General features: G+C 68.4%; 17 protein-coding genes. 7 read left to right on the plus strand and 10 right to left on the minus strand.

Annotated elements, in window-relative coordinates:
* The 3 genes from JHD80_RS23520 to proB form a co-directional block, all read right to left on the minus strand.
* On the minus strand, positions 1-370 hold a 370-nt coding region (locus JHD80_RS23520), incomplete at its 3' end, for a nicotinate-nucleotide adenylyltransferase (protein ID WP_199092387.1).
* 15 nt (positions 371-385) lie between these two features.
* Positions 386-1627, minus strand: a complete 1242-nt coding sequence (locus tag JHD80_RS23525) for a glutamate-5-semialdehyde dehydrogenase (protein WP_199092413.1) — start codon at positions 1625-1627, stop codon at positions 386-388.
* A 246-nt stretch (positions 1628-1873) separates the two neighbouring features.
* Positions 1874-2998 (minus strand): glutamate 5-kinase, encoded by a 1125-nt coding sequence (proB, locus tag JHD80_RS23530; RefSeq protein WP_199092389.1) that lies wholly within the window; start codon positions 2996-2998, stop codon positions 1874-1876.
* 344 nt (positions 2999-3342) lie between these two features.
* On the opposite strand from proB, the gene JHD80_RS23535 reads away from it, so the two are divergent.
* From JHD80_RS23535 to JHD80_RS23560, 6 genes are all read left to right on the plus strand, one after another.
* Entirely contained in the window at positions 3343-3717 is a 375-nt protein-coding gene (locus tag JHD80_RS23535) for a DUF6481 family protein (RefSeq protein WP_199092391.1), read from the plus strand.
* 283 nt (positions 3718-4000) lie between these two features.
* A complete protein-coding gene (locus tag JHD80_RS23540; protein ID WP_199092393.1) occupies positions 4001-4561 on the plus strand; it encodes a sigma-70 family RNA polymerase sigma factor in 561 nt (186 codons plus the stop codon).
* Between the two features lie 48 nt (positions 4562-4609).
* Positions 4610-5302 carry a hypothetical protein gene (locus JHD80_RS23545; protein WP_199092394.1) on the plus strand — a complete coding sequence of 231 codons (693 nt, stop codon included), beginning with the start codon at positions 4610-4612 and terminating at the stop codon, positions 5300-5302.
* A 62-nt stretch (positions 5303-5364) separates the two neighbouring features.
* The gene (locus JHD80_RS23550; RefSeq protein ID WP_199092396.1) at positions 5365-6846 is read left to right on the plus strand and encodes a S8 family serine peptidase; all 1482 of its coding nucleotides are present in this window, start codon (positions 5365-5367) and stop codon (positions 6844-6846) included.
* 47 nt (positions 6847-6893) lie between these two features.
* Positions 6894-8048 (plus strand): glycosyltransferase family 4 protein, encoded by a 1155-nt coding sequence (locus JHD80_RS23555; protein ID WP_199092398.1) that lies wholly within the window; start codon positions 6894-6896, stop codon positions 8046-8048.
* Entirely contained in the window at positions 8045-8704 is a 660-nt protein-coding gene (locus JHD80_RS23560; RefSeq protein WP_199092400.1) for a class I SAM-dependent methyltransferase, read from the plus strand. The genes JHD80_RS23555 and JHD80_RS23560 overlap by 4 nt, the downstream gene beginning before the upstream one ends.
* A 199-nt stretch (positions 8705-8903) precedes the next feature.
* Here the strand turns inward: JHD80_RS23560 and JHD80_RS23565 are convergent, their stop codons facing one another.
* Positions 8904-10421, minus strand: a complete 1518-nt coding sequence (locus JHD80_RS23565) for a globin-coupled sensor protein (protein ID WP_199092402.1) — start codon at positions 10419-10421, stop codon at positions 8904-8906.
* A gap of 198 nt (positions 10422-10619) precedes the next feature.
* Positions 10620-11243: an LbetaH domain-containing protein gene (locus tag JHD80_RS23570; RefSeq protein WP_199092404.1), complete on the minus strand. Its 624-nt coding sequence runs from the start codon at positions 11241-11243 to the stop codon at positions 10620-10622.
* Between JHD80_RS23570 and phnN the strand changes: the two genes are divergently transcribed.
* On the plus strand, positions 11242-11832 hold the full coding sequence (gene phnN, locus JHD80_RS23575; RefSeq protein WP_199092406.1) for a phosphonate metabolism protein/1,5-bisphosphokinase (PRPP-forming) PhnN: 591 nt from the start codon (positions 11242-11244) through the stop codon (positions 11830-11832). The two genes, JHD80_RS23570 and phnN, sit on opposite strands and share 2 nt — an antisense overlap.
* A 133-nt stretch (positions 11833-11965) precedes the next feature.
* Here the strand turns inward: phnN and JHD80_RS23580 are convergent, their stop codons facing one another.
* From JHD80_RS23580 to JHD80_RS23600, 5 genes are all read right to left on the minus strand, one after another.
* The gene (locus tag JHD80_RS23580; RefSeq protein WP_248311741.1) at positions 11966-12661 is read right to left on the minus strand and encodes a DUF1045 domain-containing protein; all 696 of its coding nucleotides are present in this window, start codon (positions 12659-12661) and stop codon (positions 11966-11968) included.
* A complete protein-coding gene (locus tag JHD80_RS23585) occupies positions 12658-13800 on the minus strand; it encodes an alpha-D-ribose 1-methylphosphonate 5-triphosphate diphosphatase (RefSeq protein WP_248311742.1) in 1143 nt (380 codons plus the stop codon). Before JHD80_RS23585 ends, JHD80_RS23580 begins: the two co-directional genes overlap by 4 nt.
* Entirely contained in the window at positions 13800-14495 is a 696-nt protein-coding gene (gene phnL, locus JHD80_RS23590; RefSeq protein ID WP_199092408.1) for a phosphonate C-P lyase system protein PhnL, read from the minus strand. The genes JHD80_RS23585 and phnL overlap by 1 nt, the downstream gene beginning before the upstream one ends.
* Positions 14496-14690: 195 nt before the next feature.
* A complete protein-coding gene (phnK, locus tag JHD80_RS23595) occupies positions 14691-15497 on the minus strand; it encodes a phosphonate C-P lyase system protein PhnK (protein ID WP_199092409.1) in 807 nt (268 codons plus the stop codon).
* A partial coding sequence (locus JHD80_RS23600; protein ID WP_199092411.1) for an alpha-D-ribose 1-methylphosphonate 5-phosphate C-P-lyase PhnJ occupies positions 15494-16113 on the minus strand: 620 nt, incomplete at its 5' end. The genes phnK and JHD80_RS23600, both read right to left, overlap by 4 nt.

Here is a 16113-nt window from a genome sequence, read left to right on the forward strand (position 1 = left end):
TGTCGGAGCCCATGATCCAGACGAAGTTCACGCCGGGGCAGCGCCGCTTCAGTGCGCGCAGCGTGTCGGCGGTGTAGCGGGTGCGCAGCATCGCCTCGACGCCGGTGACGTCGATGCGGGCATGGCCGGCTACGGCTTCGGCCTGGCGGATGCGCTCGGCGAGCGAAGGGAGTGCTGCGTTGTCCTTCAGCGGGTTGCCGGGCGTGACCAGCCACCAGACTCGGTCGAGCTGGAGGCGGCGCAAGGCGGTCAGGCTCGACAGCCGGTGTCCCTCATGGGCCGGGTTGAAGCTGCCGCCGAACAGGCCGATCCGCAGGCCGGGCGCGAAGGGGGGCAGCCGGGACGGCACGCGCTGCAACTCGCTCGTCATAGGCCGGGTTTCGCCTCAGGGCCGGGTCTGGCCCGCGCCATGGACGCGGTATTTGAAGGAGCAGAGCTGCTCGACGCCGACCGGGCCGCGCGCATGCATGCGGCCGGTGGCGATGCCGATCTCGGCGCCGAAGCCGAATTCGCCGCCATCGGCGAATTGGGTCGAAGCATTGTGGATGACGATGGCCGAATCGACCTCGGCCAGGAAGCGGGCGGCGGCGGCTTCGTCCGCGGTGACGATCGCGTCGGTATGGTGCGAGCCGTAGCGCTCGATATGGTCGATCGCGGCATCGAGGCCATTAACGGTCTTCACCGCGATGATCCGGTCGAGATATTCGGTTGCCCAGTCTTCTGCGGTGGCGGCCGTGACGCGCACGTCGGCCGCCCTTGCGGCTTCATCGCCGCGTACGGCGCAGCCGGCGTCGAGCAGGGCGGTGACGAGCGGGGCGAGATGGCTCGCGGCGCAGGCATCGTCGACGAGTAGCGTCTCGGCGGCGCCGCAGACACCGGTACGGCGGAGCTTAGCGTTGAGCAGGATGTCGCGGGCCATGGCGAGATCGGCCTCGGCACCGACATAGACATGGCAGTTGCCGTCGAGATGGGCGAAGACCGGCACGCGCGCCTCGCTCTGGACGCGGGCGACGAGGCTTTTCCCGCCACGCGGCACGACGACGTCGATATTGCCGTTCAGCCCCGAGAGGATTTCGCCGACCGCGGCGCGGTCGCGCGTCGGGACGAGCTGGATCGCGTCGCCGGGCAGGCCGGCGGCTTCCAGGCCCTCGCGCATCGCGGCGGCGATCTCGGTCGAGGAGCGGAAGGAATCGGAGCCGGCGCGCAGGATCGCGGCATTGCCGCTCTTCAGGCAGAGCGCTCCCGCATCGGCCGTGACATTGGGGCGGCTCTCGAAGATCACGGCGATGACGCCGAGCGGCGTCGCGACGCGTTCGAAGCGCAGGCCGTTCGGCCGGGTCCATTCCGCCAGCACGCGGCCGAGCGGATCGGGCAGGTCGGCGACCTCGGCGACGGCGTCGGCCATGGCGGAGAGGCGCTTTTCGTCGAGGGCGAGGCGATCCATGAAGGAGGCGCTTAAGGACGCGGCCTTGCCGTCAACGAGGTCCTGCGCGTTGGCGGCGAGGATCCTGGCGCTGCGGGCGCGCAGCGCATTGGCCATGCCGAGAAGGGCGGCGTTGCGCTGTTCGGCCGGGCTGAGCGCGACCTTGCGTGCGGCGGCGCGGGCGCGACGGCCGAGTTCCTGCATGACGCTGCCGATATCGGCCGCTTCGTTCGTCGCGATGATGCGCAATGCGCTGTCGCCGGTCATCTCGTTCAGCCCAAAAGACATTCGTTCGACCACAGCATATCAGCGTTCCCGAAAAACGCGCCGTCATTCCGGGCTTGACCCGGAATCCATCGGAGAGCGCCGAGCCTTACGATGGATGCCGGATCGGCGCCGCTATCGCGGCTTGTCCGGAATGACAGCGCATTTTTGGATGTCGGCAATGCCCTAGCCCAGCCCGAGCGCCATGTCGTCCCGATGGATCATCTCGGCGCGGCCGGGATAGCCGAGAGCACTCTCGATATCGCGGGAGGCCTTGCCGAGCACCAGCACCGCCTCGGAGGCGTCGTAGGCGACGAGGCCGCGGCCGAGCAATTGACCCTCGGGGTCGCGGATCAGCACGGCGTCGCCGCGCGCGAACTCGCCCTCGATCCTGACAACGCCAACCGGCAGCAGGCTCGCGCCACCGCGCAGCGCACGGGCCGCGCCGGCATCGAGATGCAGCGTGCCGCGGGGCTCCAGCGAGCCGGCGATCCAGGTCTTGCGGGCGGTGGCGGGCGTCGAGGCCGTGAGGAACCAGGTGCAGCGGCCGCCCTCGGCGACGCTGGCGAGCGGGTTCTTAGCGCGCCCGTCGGCGATCAGCATATGGGTGCCGCCGGCCGCGGCGATCTTGCCGGCTTCGATCTTGGTGCGCATGCCGCCGCGCGAGAGTTCGGAAGCTGCCCCGCCGGCCATAGCGTCGATCTCGGGCGTGATGCGCTCGACCACGGGGATATGCTGCGCGCTCGGGTCCTTCGCGGGCGGGGCGGTATAGAGCCCGTCGATATCGGAGAAGAGCACCAGGAGGTCGGCGCCGGCCATGGTCGCGACCCGCGCCGCGAGCCGGTCGTTGTCGCCATAACGGATCTCGGTGGTGGCGACGGTGTCGTTCTCGTTGATGACGGGGATGGCACGCAGGTCGAGCAGGCGGCCGAGCGTCGCGCGCGCGTTGAGATAGCGGCGGCGCTGCTCGGTATCGGCGAGCGTCAGCAGCACCTGGCCGGCGGTGAGGCCATGGGCGCCGAGCGCCTCGGCCCAGTTGCGGGCGAGCGCGATCTGGCCGACCGCGGCGGCGGCCTGGCTCTCCTCCAGCCTCAAAGGTCCGGAAGGCAGGCCGAGCACGGTGCGCCCCAAGGCGATCGCGCCGGAGGAGACGACGAGCACGTCGGCGCCGCGCTGGTGCAGGTCGGCAAGATCCTCGGCCAATGCCGCGAGCCAGGCATGGCGCAGGCGGCCGCGCTCGCGGTCGACCAGCAGGCTGGAGCCGACCTTGACGACGATGCGGCGGAAATCGGAAAGCAGGGGCGTCTTCACGGGAGCACGGCGTTGTTGCGGCGGTTATCCTGCCTGTTGGCGAAAATGCCACGCTTGTAAAGCATAGAGGTGTTTTTCGGGGCGTCGGGCGGGCTGGAAAGGCCGCAGCGCATTGACAGGATGGGGCTTGCCGCCCATATGCAAGGGCCGGCCCGCCCGTCTTATCGGGTGCTGCTCCTGCCGTTCTCATGCGTTTTCGGCGTGCAGCATACAGGATTTGCCGCCCGTTAAGCGCTGGAAGCGGGGCTGCCGCGCGTCGATTTCGATACCAATCCAACGCGATCTGGATTATCTCGCCCGCGCGGGCTGATGAATGTCCGTAACAACCCGAGAGAAGATCACCCTTGAAGAACCCGAACGACCGCAGCTTTACCGACCGCCAGTCCAATTCCGCCAATGCCAAGAAGGCGCTGCTCGAGCGTTTCCAGGCCCGGCCGAAGGCCGACGACCCGGTGATGGTGCAGCGACGCGAGGAGCGGGAAGCCATCGCCCAGGCGCGCGCCGAGCGCGAAGCCGAGAAGGCGAAGATCCGGGCCGAGAAGGAGCGTCTGGAAGCGATCGAGCGTGCGCGCATCGAAGAAGAGAAGCGCCAGGAAGAGATCGCTCGCGAAGCCGCCCGCAAGGCCGAGCAGGCCAAGCGCGACGCCGAGCGTCCGCGCAAGGTGCTGCTCGAAGCCGTGCAGTACATGCAGATGCGCACGGCCGGCAAGCGCCGCTGACGCCTTTGCAGTTCGGCCGATAGAGGCCGGATGCCAGGACTTTCCGCATCTCCTGAGAATGCGATTTGGGGCGCCGCGAGCGCCCCTTTTCATATCCGCTTAACCGCGATGGCAGTGCCTGCCCCGGCCAAAGGCTGATTTTCGGGCAAAAAACACCTATCCGTTTCGTATCCGCCTATCGGCAAATCCGAACGTGCAGATTAATGTGCGCGCCGGGTTGAACCTTTTCCCCGCTCGCCGCGACAACCTGATGCGAGCCGGGATGCCTGGCCTTCGAGGGGCAATGCATACGGAATCGGACGAGGATCTCGTCAAACGGATCGCCTCTGGTGACCGGCTCGCGATGAAGGTGCTGTTTTCGCGGCATCAGGTGCGGGTCTACCGTTTCGTGCTGCGGCTCGTCCGTGACGAGACGCTTGCCGAGGATGTGATCAGTGACGTGTTCATGGATCTGTGGCGACAGGCTGATCGGTTCGAGGCGCGTGCCTCGGTCTCGACCTGGCTGCTCGCCATCGCCCGGAACAAGGCCTGGTCGCTCTTGCGCAAGCGCCGCGATGCCGAGCTGGACGAGGATTATGCCGAAAGCATCGAGGACGAGACCGACGGCCCGGAAGTTGTCCTGCAGAAGCAGGACAAGGGTCTCGCCATCCGCGCCTGCCTCGGACGCCTTTCGGCGGAGCATCGCGAGGTCATCGATCTCGTCTATTACCATGAGACCTCTGTCGAGGAGGTCGCGCGGATCGTCGGTATCCCCGAGAACACCGTCAAGACGCGGCTTTTCCATGCCCGCAAGAAGCTGGGCGAGATGCTCAAGGCCGCGGGCATCGACCGCGGCTGGCCGTAGGATTTTCGTTTTTATAAGGCGCGGCCCGGCTGCGCAGGGAGTGGCGTGATGAACGACAGCATCGCCAGCGATCCGAAGCGCCGCGAGCTCGAGGAGCTGCTGCCCTTCTACGCCAATGGCCGCATCTCGGATGCCGACAAGCGCCGCGTCGAGACGGCGCTCGCCGCCGATGCCGAGCTTGCCGCCCGGCTCGACCTCATTCGCGACGACATGGCCGAGACGGTGCTGCTTAACGAGAGCCTCGGCGCGCCCTCCCACAACGCGCTCGAAAAGCTGATGGCCGGCATCGAGGCCGAAGCCCGTCCGGTGCCTCTTCTAGCCCGCGCCCAGGAGAACGGTCGCGGCCTGCTCGGTTGGCTCGGTGGCCTCCTGGCCGCGCAGACGCCGCGCCGTCTCGCCTATGCCAGTGCCGCTGCGCTCGCGCTGATCGTTCTGCAGGGCGTGGCGATCACCGGGCTTGCCCTGCGCGACGGCGGGCCCGGCTTCCAGACGGCCTCCGCGCCGGGCACGCGCGCGTCGGAAAGCTATGTGCTGCTGAGCTTCTCGCCCGAGGCGAAGGCCGGCGAGATCGCCTCCTTCTTCAAGCGCTTCGACGCCTCGGTCGTCGACGGCCCCCGTGCCAACGGCTTCTTCAAGGTGCGCGTCGGCGATGCCTCCCTCTCCACCGCCCAGGTCGATGCGATCGCGGCGCGGATGAAGGGCGAGAGTGCCATCGTCAGCTTCGTCGCGCCGGCGCCGTAATCCCGGCTGGCGCGGTTGTCGGGCGCCATGGCATGATGTCGTCGTCGCAGGAGGATCCGGCCATGCTGCCGTCCCCGTTCGCCCGCCGTAAATCCAGGGTTCGGTGCCTCGCCGGCGCCGGCCTTCTCGCATGCGCGCTCGCGCTCGTGCCTGGCTCGGTCTTCGCCCAGCCCGCCGGAGGGACCGGCGACGGCAGGCGCGTCGCGCCGACGACGAGCCCGCAGCAGCCCTCGGCCGGGGGGACCAACCGCTCGATGCGCGTGCCGCCCGGTTCCTGGCTGCAGACGCGGACCCAGCGCAGCATCGTGCCGGCGCTCGACGAGACCCGCTTCGTGCCCGACGAAGTGCTGTTCGAGCTCGCGCCCAATGTCGAGGCCGAAGCCGTGCTGCGCCGCTATGGCGCGACATTGATCGCGCGTCAGCGCTTCGATCTCGCGGGGGTCACCATCATCCGGGCCAAGCTCGAGGCCGGACGAGACCTGCGCGCCGTGCTGACCGAGATGGGCGACGACACCAATATCGCCGGGGCTCAGCCGAATTTCCTCTTCGAATTGCAGCAGGATTCCCTCTCCCGTGCCGACGGGCCGGCGGGGACGACCACGGCTTCTTCCGATTCCACGCAAGCAGCGCCGGCACCGGGCCTGCGGCTGGCCGATCCCGCGACGGCGGCGCGCGGCACGGCCGCCGTGCGGCGCATGCTGCCGCCGCAATATGTCGTCGACAAGCTGCGCCTGAGCGAGGCGCGCAAGCTGGCGCAGGGCCGCAATATCCGGGTCGGGATCATCGATTCCGGCGTCGACATGGACCATCCCGAGATCCAGGGGTCGGTCGTGGGCTATCTCGACGCGATCGACGGTCTGGCGACGCCGCATGCCCACGGCACGTCGATGGCCGCGGCGATCGTCGCGCATGGCGAATTGCAGGGCATTGCGCCTGCGGCCCGCCTCGTCGTCGCGCGGGCCTTCGGCGGCCCGCAAGCCGTCTCCGCCAACGGCAAGTCGTTCCAGATCCTGACGGCGCTCGAATGGGTCGTCCAGCAGCGCGCCAAGGTGATCAACCTGAGCTTCGCCGGCCCTCAGGACCGCTTGCTGTCCAAGGCACTGGCCGGTGCGAAGGAGCGCGGCGTCATCACCGTCGCGGCCGCCGGCAATGGCGGCGCCCGCTCGGCGCCGCTCTATCCCGGCGCCGATCCGAGCGTAATCGCGGTGACCGCGACCGATGCCGAGGACAAGGTCTTCAGCGAGGCCAATCGGGGCTCTTATGTCGCGATCGCGGCACCCGGCGTCGACGTGCTGACGGCCGAACCGGGTGGGCGCTATGTCTTCACCTCGGGTACCTCGATCGCCGCCGCCCATGTCACGGCGCTGGTTGCTCTCCTGCTCGAAAAGCAGCCGGAGCTCGATTCCGACAGCGCCCGCCGGGTGCTCGCCGACAGCGCGATCGATCTCGGCTCGCGCGGCCGGGATCCGGTCTATGGCGCCGGCCGGATCGATCCGCCGACAGCGCTGGCGCGGGTTCTGCCGGTCGCGACGGCGCGGCCCTGAGGCGCAAGCGGGCTTGACCTTCGCCACCGCATCGGCCTGATGGCGCCATGCCGCGCCCGAAACTCCTTTTCGTCGCCACCGAGGACTGGTTCTTCGCCTCGCATTTCCTGCCGATGGCGCGGGCGGCGCGCGAACTCGGTTTCGACGTCGCGGTGATCGCGCGGGAGCGCAACCACCGGCGCGTCATCGAGGCGACCGGCGCTCGTTTGATCGGGCTGGAGGCGGAGCGGCGCAGCCTCGATCCGCGCGCGCTGTTCCGGCAGGTCGCGGCGTTGAAGCGCCTGATCGCGGCCGAGAAGCCCGATATCCTCCATTGCATCGCGCTGAAGCCGATCGCGCTCGCCGGGCTGGCCGGCAAGCTCGCCGGTGTCGAGCGCCGCGTCTATGCGCTGACCGGGCTCGGCTTTCTCGGCGCCAAGCAGGGCGCGCTCGCGGCGGCTGCGCGCTTCGCCGCGATCACCTGGCTGCGCGGCGCGATTGACGGGCCGCAGGTGCGGTTCCTGTTCGAGAACCCCGACGATCCCGTGACGCTCGGGCTCGATCCGCAGGACGGCGCGAAGGTCGCGATCGTCGGCGGGGCCGGGGTCGATCCGTTGATCCTGATGCCCTCGCCGATGCCGCCGGCGCCGCCGCTCAAGGTCGCGCTGGTCGCGCGCATGCTCTGGTCCAAAGGCGTCGATCTTGCCGTGGAGGCGGTGAGACTGGCGCGAGCCGAGGGCGCGAAGGTCACGCTCACCATCCATGGCGCGCCCGACCCCTCCAATCCCAAGGCAATCCCTGAGACGACGCTGAAGGAATGGGCGGCGCGGCCGGGCATCACCTGGGCCGGGCCGACGCGGGATATCGAGGGCGTCTGGAAGGCGCATCATCTCTGCATCCTGCCGTCGCGCGGCGGCGAGGGCCTGCCGCGCACGATCCTGGAGGCGGCGGCCTGCGGCCGGGCGATCCTGACCACGGACGTGCCGGGCTGCCGCAGCTTCGTCCGCGACGGACAGGACGGCATGGTGGTTCCGGCCGATGACGCCGTAGCGCTGGCCAAGGCGCTGATCGCGCTTGCCGGCACGCCGCGCCTCGCCGAGCGCATGGGCGAGAATGCCCGCGCCCGCCTGCTCGACGGCCATACCGAGCGCGACGTGATGAACGGCGTGAAGGCGCTCTATCTTAGCCTGCTCGGCCGCATCGCGCCGGACGCTGCGGCATGAGCGGCGAGGCCGTCCTCGACCGCGAGGCCTTCATCCGCGCCCATACGCGGCTGCTCCCGGTGCCGCATGCGCCGGAGATCGCGCTGCATGTCGCCGAGGAGGCGACGGAACTCTGGCAGAAGACCGAGGACGAGCTTGCGGTGATCGGCCTGCCGCCGCCGTTCTGGGCCTTCGCCTGGGCGGGCGGGCAAGCGCTCGCGCGGTATCTGCTGGATCATCCCGAGATCGTCGCGGGGCGGCGGATGCTGGATTTCGCCTCCGGCTCCGGGTTGGTGGGGATCGCGGCGGCGAAGGCCGGAGCGGCGCCGGTCGAGGCCTGCGATATCGATGCCTTTGCGGCGGCGGCGATCGGCATCAACGCGGCGGCCAATGGCGTCGCGGTGACGGCGCGCTGCGAGGATCTGATCGGCCTTGACGAGGGCTGGGATGTGATCTGCGCGGGGGACGTCTGCTACGAGCGCGCGATGGCCGGGCGCGTCATCGACTGGCTGTCCGGGCTGTCGGCACGCGGCGCGACGGTGCTGATCGGCGATCCCGGCCGTAGCTATCTGCCGCGCGAAAGGTTGGAAGCGCTCGCGACCTATGAGGTGCCCGTGACGCGCGCTTTGGAGGATGCCGAGGTCAAGCGCAGTTCGGTCTGGCGGCTCGCCGGGTAGGGCATCAGGCGCGGCCGATATCCACGGACGTCATCCCGGACAAGCTGACCTCGGGTCCGACCTTCGGCCGGCTCAAGGATAAACTCCGCTGCGCCGATCCGGGATCCGGCGTAGAGCTCCGGAGACCTCCGATGGATCCCGGGTCAAGCCCGGGATGACGGCGTGGTTTGGAGCAAAGTCAGCACGCTCCAGGATCGGCTCAGGCCGCGCGCCGACGGGCCGCTCCGGCATTGCCTGCCGCTCCGCCCTGTTCGGTCCGGAAGGCCGCGACCAGCCGGTTCAGCTGGCCGATCTGGTCGAGCAGCACGCGGGCCGAGGCCGCGCTTTCCTCGGCCAGGGCCGCGTTTTGCTGGGTGATCTCGTCCATGTGGCTGACGGTCTGGCTCATCTCGTCGATGCCGTTGGCCTGCTCGCTGGAGGCCGAGGCGATCTCTTCGACGGTGCTGGAGACCTTGGCGGAAGCGGCGACGATGCGGTCCAGCGTCTCGCCGGCCTGACGCACCAGCTTGACGCCGTCGGCGACCTCCGCGTCCGAGGACGAGATCAGCCCTGTGATGTCCTTGGCCGCGCCTGCCGAGCGCTGCGCCAATGCCCGGACCTCGGCCGCGACGACGGCGAAGCCACGGCCGGCATCGCCGGCACGCGCGGCCTCGACGGCGGCATTGAGCGCCAGCAGGTTGGTCTGGAAGGCGATGCCGTCGATCACGTCAGTGATCTCCGAGATGCGTTTCGAAGCGCCTTCGATCCGCGCCATCGCCTCGACGGCCTCGCGGACGATATCGCCGCCGGTGCGCGCGACATTGGCGGCCTCGTCGGCCAGCGAGACGGATTCGCGCGAGGCCTGGGTCGAGGTCTTCACGGAGGCCGCGAGCTGTTCGGTCGTCGCCGCGCTCTCCTCCAGCGCCGAGGCCTGCTGCTCGGTGCGCATCGAGAGATCCTGGGCGCCAGTGCTGATCTCCTGCGAGGAGGAGGCGATCGCGGCCGAGGTCGCCTTGATCGTGCCGACCATCTCCTGGAGGCGCGCCATCGCGCCGTTGAAATGGTCGCGGATCTCCGCGTACTCGGCCGGGATCTCGGCGCTCATGCGATAGGTCAGGTCGCCCTCGGCGAGCGCGGCCATGCTCTGGCTGACGCAGGCGATCGCCTTGTCGCGCTCGGCCGCCTTGGCCTGCTCGATGGCGCGGGCCTCGGCCTCGGCCTTCAGCCGGGCTTCCTCGGAGGCTTCGAGATAGACGGTGATCGCGTAATCCATGTCGAGCAGCGCTGCCTTGACGATGGCGCCGATCTCGGCCGAGCGCTCGGCCGCGCCGGCCATGCGCTTGCCCAGCGCGTTCTTCGGCCAGCGCGCTTCCAGCACGCCGGTGAGCAGCTTCTCAAGGATCAGCGCGTAGCCGCCGATATACCAGCGAGGCTCCAGGCCGATGCGGGCATGGACTTTCCCGACCTGGGTGACGGCGCCGATATAATTCTCGTCGAACTTGCCGGTGGCGATGCCGCCCCAGTGCCTGGCCTGGCGCTGCTTGGCGCCCTCGATATGCTGCTCGTTGCTGAAGAACGCCTTCGTTTCCGGGAAGGCGCGCAATTGTGCGTAGAAAGCGTCGAGCGCGGCTGGAATGGACGGGCCCAAAGCGTCGCCGACATCGCGAATGCGCGCCTGCGCCTCCGGGCCGAGTTGCATGAAGGCAAGCCGCTTGCCGAGATGATCCAGTGCCGACATCAGGAGGTCCCCAGCCTCGGGCGGAACCCGTTTCCGCCGGAGACCGACCATGGCCCCACAAGGTTAACAACCTATGAGGGTATGTCTTGATCTGGGTCAATTTCTACAAGGTCCAGCCGTATTATCGCGAAATTTGAACCTTCCACGAATGTTATTTGATCGGAATAACGTAGCCATACCAATAGGATGGATTCTCTCTCATTCGGTTTCGTATCGGTCCAAGAAATCCTCAACGGAGAGGTTGCGGAAATCGTCAAGGGCGGCACGCAGGCGCGCATGCTCCCAGTCCCACCAGGCGAGGTTCTGCAATCTTTCCGCGATATCCTCGGCAAACCGGCGCCGCACCGGGCGGGCCGGGTTGCCGGCGACGATGGTGTAGGGCGCCACGTCCTTGGTGACGATGGCGCCGCCCGCGACCACCGCGCCGGTGCCGATATTGCGGCCGGCGAGAACGATCGCGCCATGGCCGATCCAGACATCGTGGCCGATCGTCACGGCATGCGCCCGGCGCCAGTCGAAGAAGGCTTCGTCATCCTCCGCATCGTCGAAATAGGCGGCGGCGCGATAGGTGAAATGCGACTGGCTGGCGCGATGCATCGGGTGGTTGCCCGGGTTGATCCGGGTCATCGCCGCGATCGAGCAGAACTTGCCGATTGTCGTGTAAATGACATTCGCGTCGTTCACGACATAGGAGTAGTCACCCATCGTCGACTCGGCGAAGATGGTGCGCGCACCGATGGCGGTGTAGCGGCCGAGCGTCGCCTGCCTCACCTGGGCGGTCGGGTCGATCAGCGGTTCGAGTCCAAGCTTCTTCGCGGCCATGTCCTTATCCTCTCCTGATATCGCGATCCCCGCCGTGCAGACGGGCGTGCTCGTTCTCGTGGTAGGTCCCTCCGGGGCAGGGAAGGACACGCTGATGGATGCGGCGCGGGCAGGGCTTTCCGGCGATCCCGGCTATCGCTTCGCGCGGCGCCTGATCACCCGGCCAGCCATGGCCGGGGCCGAGGATCACGATTCCTGCGACGAGGCCGCTTTTCGCGCGTTCAAGGCCGATGGCGGGCTGGCGCTGAGCTGGCAGGCGCATGGGCTGAGCTACGGCATTCCAGTCGCCGAGCTTTCCGGTATCGATGCGGGCGACGTCGTGATCGTCAATGTTTCGCGCGCGGCCATTGCGACGGCCGAGCAGCTCGCCGAGCGTGTCGTCGTGCTCAACATCACCGCGCCGGTCGCGGTGCTGGCGCAGCGTCTGGCGGCGCGCGGGCGCGAGACCGAGGCCGATATCGCGGCCCGTTTGAAGCGCGAGGCGCCGCTGACGGCGCAGCGCGCCGAGATCGTCACGATCCTGAACGATCGCAGCGTCGCCGAGGCGGCGGAGGAGTTGCTGGCGGTGCTGCGAGGGTTGGGGCGGTAGTCGTCGTGAATGCCGCAGCGCAGGCATTTCTCCGCCGTCATGCTCGGGCTTGACCCGAGCATCTTCTGAAAGAGATTCTCGGGTCTGCGCTACGCTTCGCCCGAGAATGACGCCCCGGTTCGGCAAGGAGAGCTCACCCGAAAGCGTAGGAATCGAGCAGGCGGAAGCGGCCGGCTCGGTCGTCCTGCCTGAACAGCGCGAAGCGATCGATCCTGACCGGACCGGCTGGCAGCGCCGCCGCATAGGCGGTCTCAAGCGCCTGCTTCACCGGTCCCGCCTGCTCGCTTGGCAGGGAGCCGGTCAGCGTCATGTGGAAGCGGAAGGCGTCGCCGACATAGGGATAGCCATAGGCTTCGAGATAGGCGTGCTGGGCCGGCGTCAGCGGGCTCTTGAGGCGACGCGCCTTGTCCGCTTCGGAGAGCGGCGCGCGGAAGAGCTCGAAGGCCTGCACGGCCGAGAAGGCGAAGCGCTGCAAGGCCTCGCTCGGCTCGGACGGTGTCAGTGCCACGAAGGAGCCGAGCGCGGTGACGCTCAAGCCCGCCAGTTCCACAGCGTCGAGCCCGGCGGCATGGTTGCGGGCGAAGGCGCGCAACTGCTCCTCGCTGCGGCCGTCGGCGAGCTCGAAAGGCGCCTTCAGCGTGGCGTGGAAACCGTAGCGGCGGGGTTCCTCGGTGAGGGCAGGCCACAGGGCCGGATCGCATCCGGGCGGGACGGCGAAGGGCAGGTCTTCGCCGGTCAAGGCGTCATAGCCGAGCACCGCCGAACCGAAGCGCCAGAGGGCGCTTTCAGCGGCGGGGGCGTAATAGACGGCGTAGCGCGGCTTGCTCAAAATGCGCGCTCGCCCTGCGACCAGACGGCGGAAAGCACCGGCGTCGCGCCCAGCACCTTGAAGCGCACGAGATCGGCGCGCAGTCCGGTCTTGAGATGGCCGCGGTCCCGGAGGCCGAGGATGTCGGCGACCTTCCAGGTCACCATGCCCATCGCCTCGGGCAGCGCGATGCCATGGTCGGCATTGAGCTTGACCACAGCCTGCAGCAGGCTCGCCGGCACATAGTCCGAGGAGAGGCCGTCGAGCAGGCCTTTCTCGGCGAGCTCGGAGACCGAGACGCCGCCGGAATGCGAGCCGCCGCGCACGACGTTCGGGGCACCGGCAACCGTGGCAAGGCCGGCCTGCTTGGCGGCGGCGGCGGCCTCGACCGTCGTCGGGAATTCCGAGATCACCGCGCCGGAGGCGACGCCTTCCTCGACATGCTCGGGGATCGTGTCGTCATGGGTCGCGAGCGGGATGCCGCGCGCGCGGAAGATGTCGACCACGGCCTGCCAGTTCTTGGCAACATTGGCTGCGCCTTCGCGCTGCCGGACCTCGACGTCCTCCTCGAACTCAGCGACCGTCTTGCCGTTGCCGACAGCATAGGTCTTGAGATGCTGGAGATCGCGCCACTGGCGCTGGCCGGGGGTGTGGTCCATCAGCGAGACGAGCTGGACCAGTTCGTCGTCCTGATAGGGCGCGATATCCTCGAGCAGGTGCGGGCTCGTCAACTCGCAGCGCATGTGGATGCGGTGGTCGATGCGGAAGACGTTCTCGCTCTTGCCATAGGCCAGCGACTTCATCACGTCGGCGAAGATGTCCTTGCGGTAGTCCTTGGCCGAGAAGGGCGTGCCGGCGCAGACGGCGTCGTAGACCGTGGTGACGCCGGCCGCGGCCATCTGCGCGTCATGGACCAGCGCGGCGGCCAGCCCGTTCGGCCAGAAGACCTTCGGGCGCGGCATGAAATGCTTTTCCATGTTGTCGGTGTGCATCTCGACGAGGCCGGGCGCGACATAGTCGCCGCCGACATCGATCGCGCCAGGCAGGGACGACTTGCCCTGGTCGACGGCGGTGATGCCGTTCGCGCCGAAGGCGATGGTGCCGGTGACGACCTCGTTCTCGAGGATCAGCTTGGCATTGGTGAGAACGGTTTGCATCATCAGGCCTTCCGGAAAGCGGTGATGTCGAGATAGCGCGTCGCGACGCGTTCGCGAACCGCCTCGTCATGGAAAATGCCGACGATGGCGGAGCCGGCGGCGCGCGCCTCGGCAATGAGCTCGACGACGACGTCGCGATTGGCGGCATCGAGTGAGGCGGTGGGCTCGTCGATCAGCATGATCGCCGAGGGGTCGACGAAGGAGCGGGCGATGTTGACGCGCTGCTGCTCGCCGCCGGAGAAGGTGGCGGGCGCGAGGTTCCAGAGGCGTTCCGGCAGGTTGAGCCGGGCGAGCATGGCCTTGGCGCGCTCGGTCGCGGTGTCCGGCGTGGCGCCGCGCGCCAGCAGCGGGTCGCGGACGATATCGAGCGTCGAGACGCGCGGGATCACCCGCAGGAACTGCGAAACGAAGCCGAGCGTGCGGCGACGGATGTCGAGCACGGTGCGCGGCACGGCGGCGACGATATCGACGGGCCGGCCGCCATGGGTGATGCGGATCGCGCCGCTCGTGGGCCTGTAATTGCCGTAGAGGATGCGCAGCAGGCTCGACTTGCCGGCGCCGGACGCGCCGGCCAGCACCAGCGCTTCGCCGGAATCGACGTGGAAATTGACGTTGTCGAAGACGGGCAAACGCGCTCCGCCCTGATTGTGCAGGGTGAAGGTCTTGGCGACGTTCTCGACCTGAATCATCGTGGTCATGGGGTCAGTGCCTTGTGCCGGCGAGGTGACGAGGGTGTGACGGGAGCGCCGTTGTCATTCCGGGGCGGGCCGTCAGGCCCGAACCCGGAAACCACGACTGGGTGAGCGAGCCTGATCGCCATTGGCAAAGGTCTCGCCCGGTCGTGGGTTCCGGGTTCTTCGCTGCGCGAAGCCCCGGAATGACAAAGGTTCGGCTCACACACTCAGCACCGCCGAGGTGAGAAGCTGCGTATAGGCGTGGTGCGGATCGTCGAGGACCTGATCGGTCAGACCCTGCTCGACGACGCGGCCATCCTTCATCACCATCAAACGGTCGGTCAGGAGACGCGCCACGGCGAGGTCGTGGGTGACGATGATCGCGGCGAGGCCGAGATCGCGCACCAGCACGCGCAGCAGGTCGAGCAGGCGGGCCTGTACGGAAACGTCGAGACCGCCGGTCGGCTCGTCCATGAAGACGAGGCGCGGCTCGGAGACCAGCACGCGGGCGATCTGCAGGCGCTGCTGCATGCCGCCGGAAAACTGGCGCGGCCGGTCGTCGATGCGGGCGCTGGCGATCTCGACGCGCTGGAGCCAGTCCAGCGCGCGCTCGCGGATCTGGCCATAATGCCGGTCGCCGCGATCCATCAGGCGCTCGCCGACATTGCCGCCGGCGGTGACATCCATGCGCAGGCCGTCGCGCGGGTTCTGGTGGACGATGCCCCAGGCCGTGCGCATCAGGCGGCGACGCTCCTGCTCGGAGACCGAGTAGATGTCGAGCGGCTCGGTGCCACCCCGGAACAGCACCTCGCCCGCGTCGGGCTTGTCAATGCCGGCGAGGCAACGCAGCAGGGTCGACTTGCCCGAGCCGGATTCGCCGACGATGCCGAGCACCTCGCCCGGCCAGAGGTCGAAGGAGACATCGGCGCAGCCGATGCGCTCGCCATAGAAGCGGCTGACGCCGTCGACGGAAAGCAGGGGGGCGGGTTCGAGCGCGAGCTCGGCCGCGGCGACTTGCAGGGTCATGGGGTGGTCTCCTCGACCAGGCCGCTCGCGGCCGCGTCGCCGAGCATCGTGCCGCGATGGCCTTCCGCCCGGCGGGTCTCGCAATAATGGCTGTCGGAGCAGACGAACATGCGCCCGCCCTGGTCGTCGATCACGACCTCGTCGAGATAGCTGTCGGCCGCGCCGCAGAGCCCGCAAGGCTGGGTCCAGCTCTGGATGCGGAAGGCATGGTCCTCGAAATCGAGACTCCGCACGCTGGTATAGGGCGGCAGCGCGTAGATGCGCTTCTCCCGGCCGGCGCCGAACAATTGCAGCGACGGCGACATGTGCATCTTCGGGTTGTCGAATTTCGGGATGGGCGAGGGCGCCATCACGTAGCGGCCATTGACCATGACCGGGTAGTCATAGGTCTTGGTGATCTCGCCATAGCGGGCGATGTCCTCGTAGAGCTTGACCTGCATCAGCCCGTATTCGGCCCAGGCGTGCATCTTGCGGGTTTCGGCCTCGCGCGGCTCCAGACGGCGTAAGGGTTCCGGCGTCGGCACCTGATAGACCATGACCTGTCGGGGCTTCAGCGGTGCCTCGGGAATGCGGTGGCGGGTCTGGATGATCGTCGCCTCGTCCGTCGCCTCGCAGG

The organism is Allobosea sp. ASV33, from assembly GCF_016428755.1.
GTDB lineage: Bacteria > Pseudomonadota > Alphaproteobacteria > Rhizobiales > Beijerinckiaceae > Allobosea.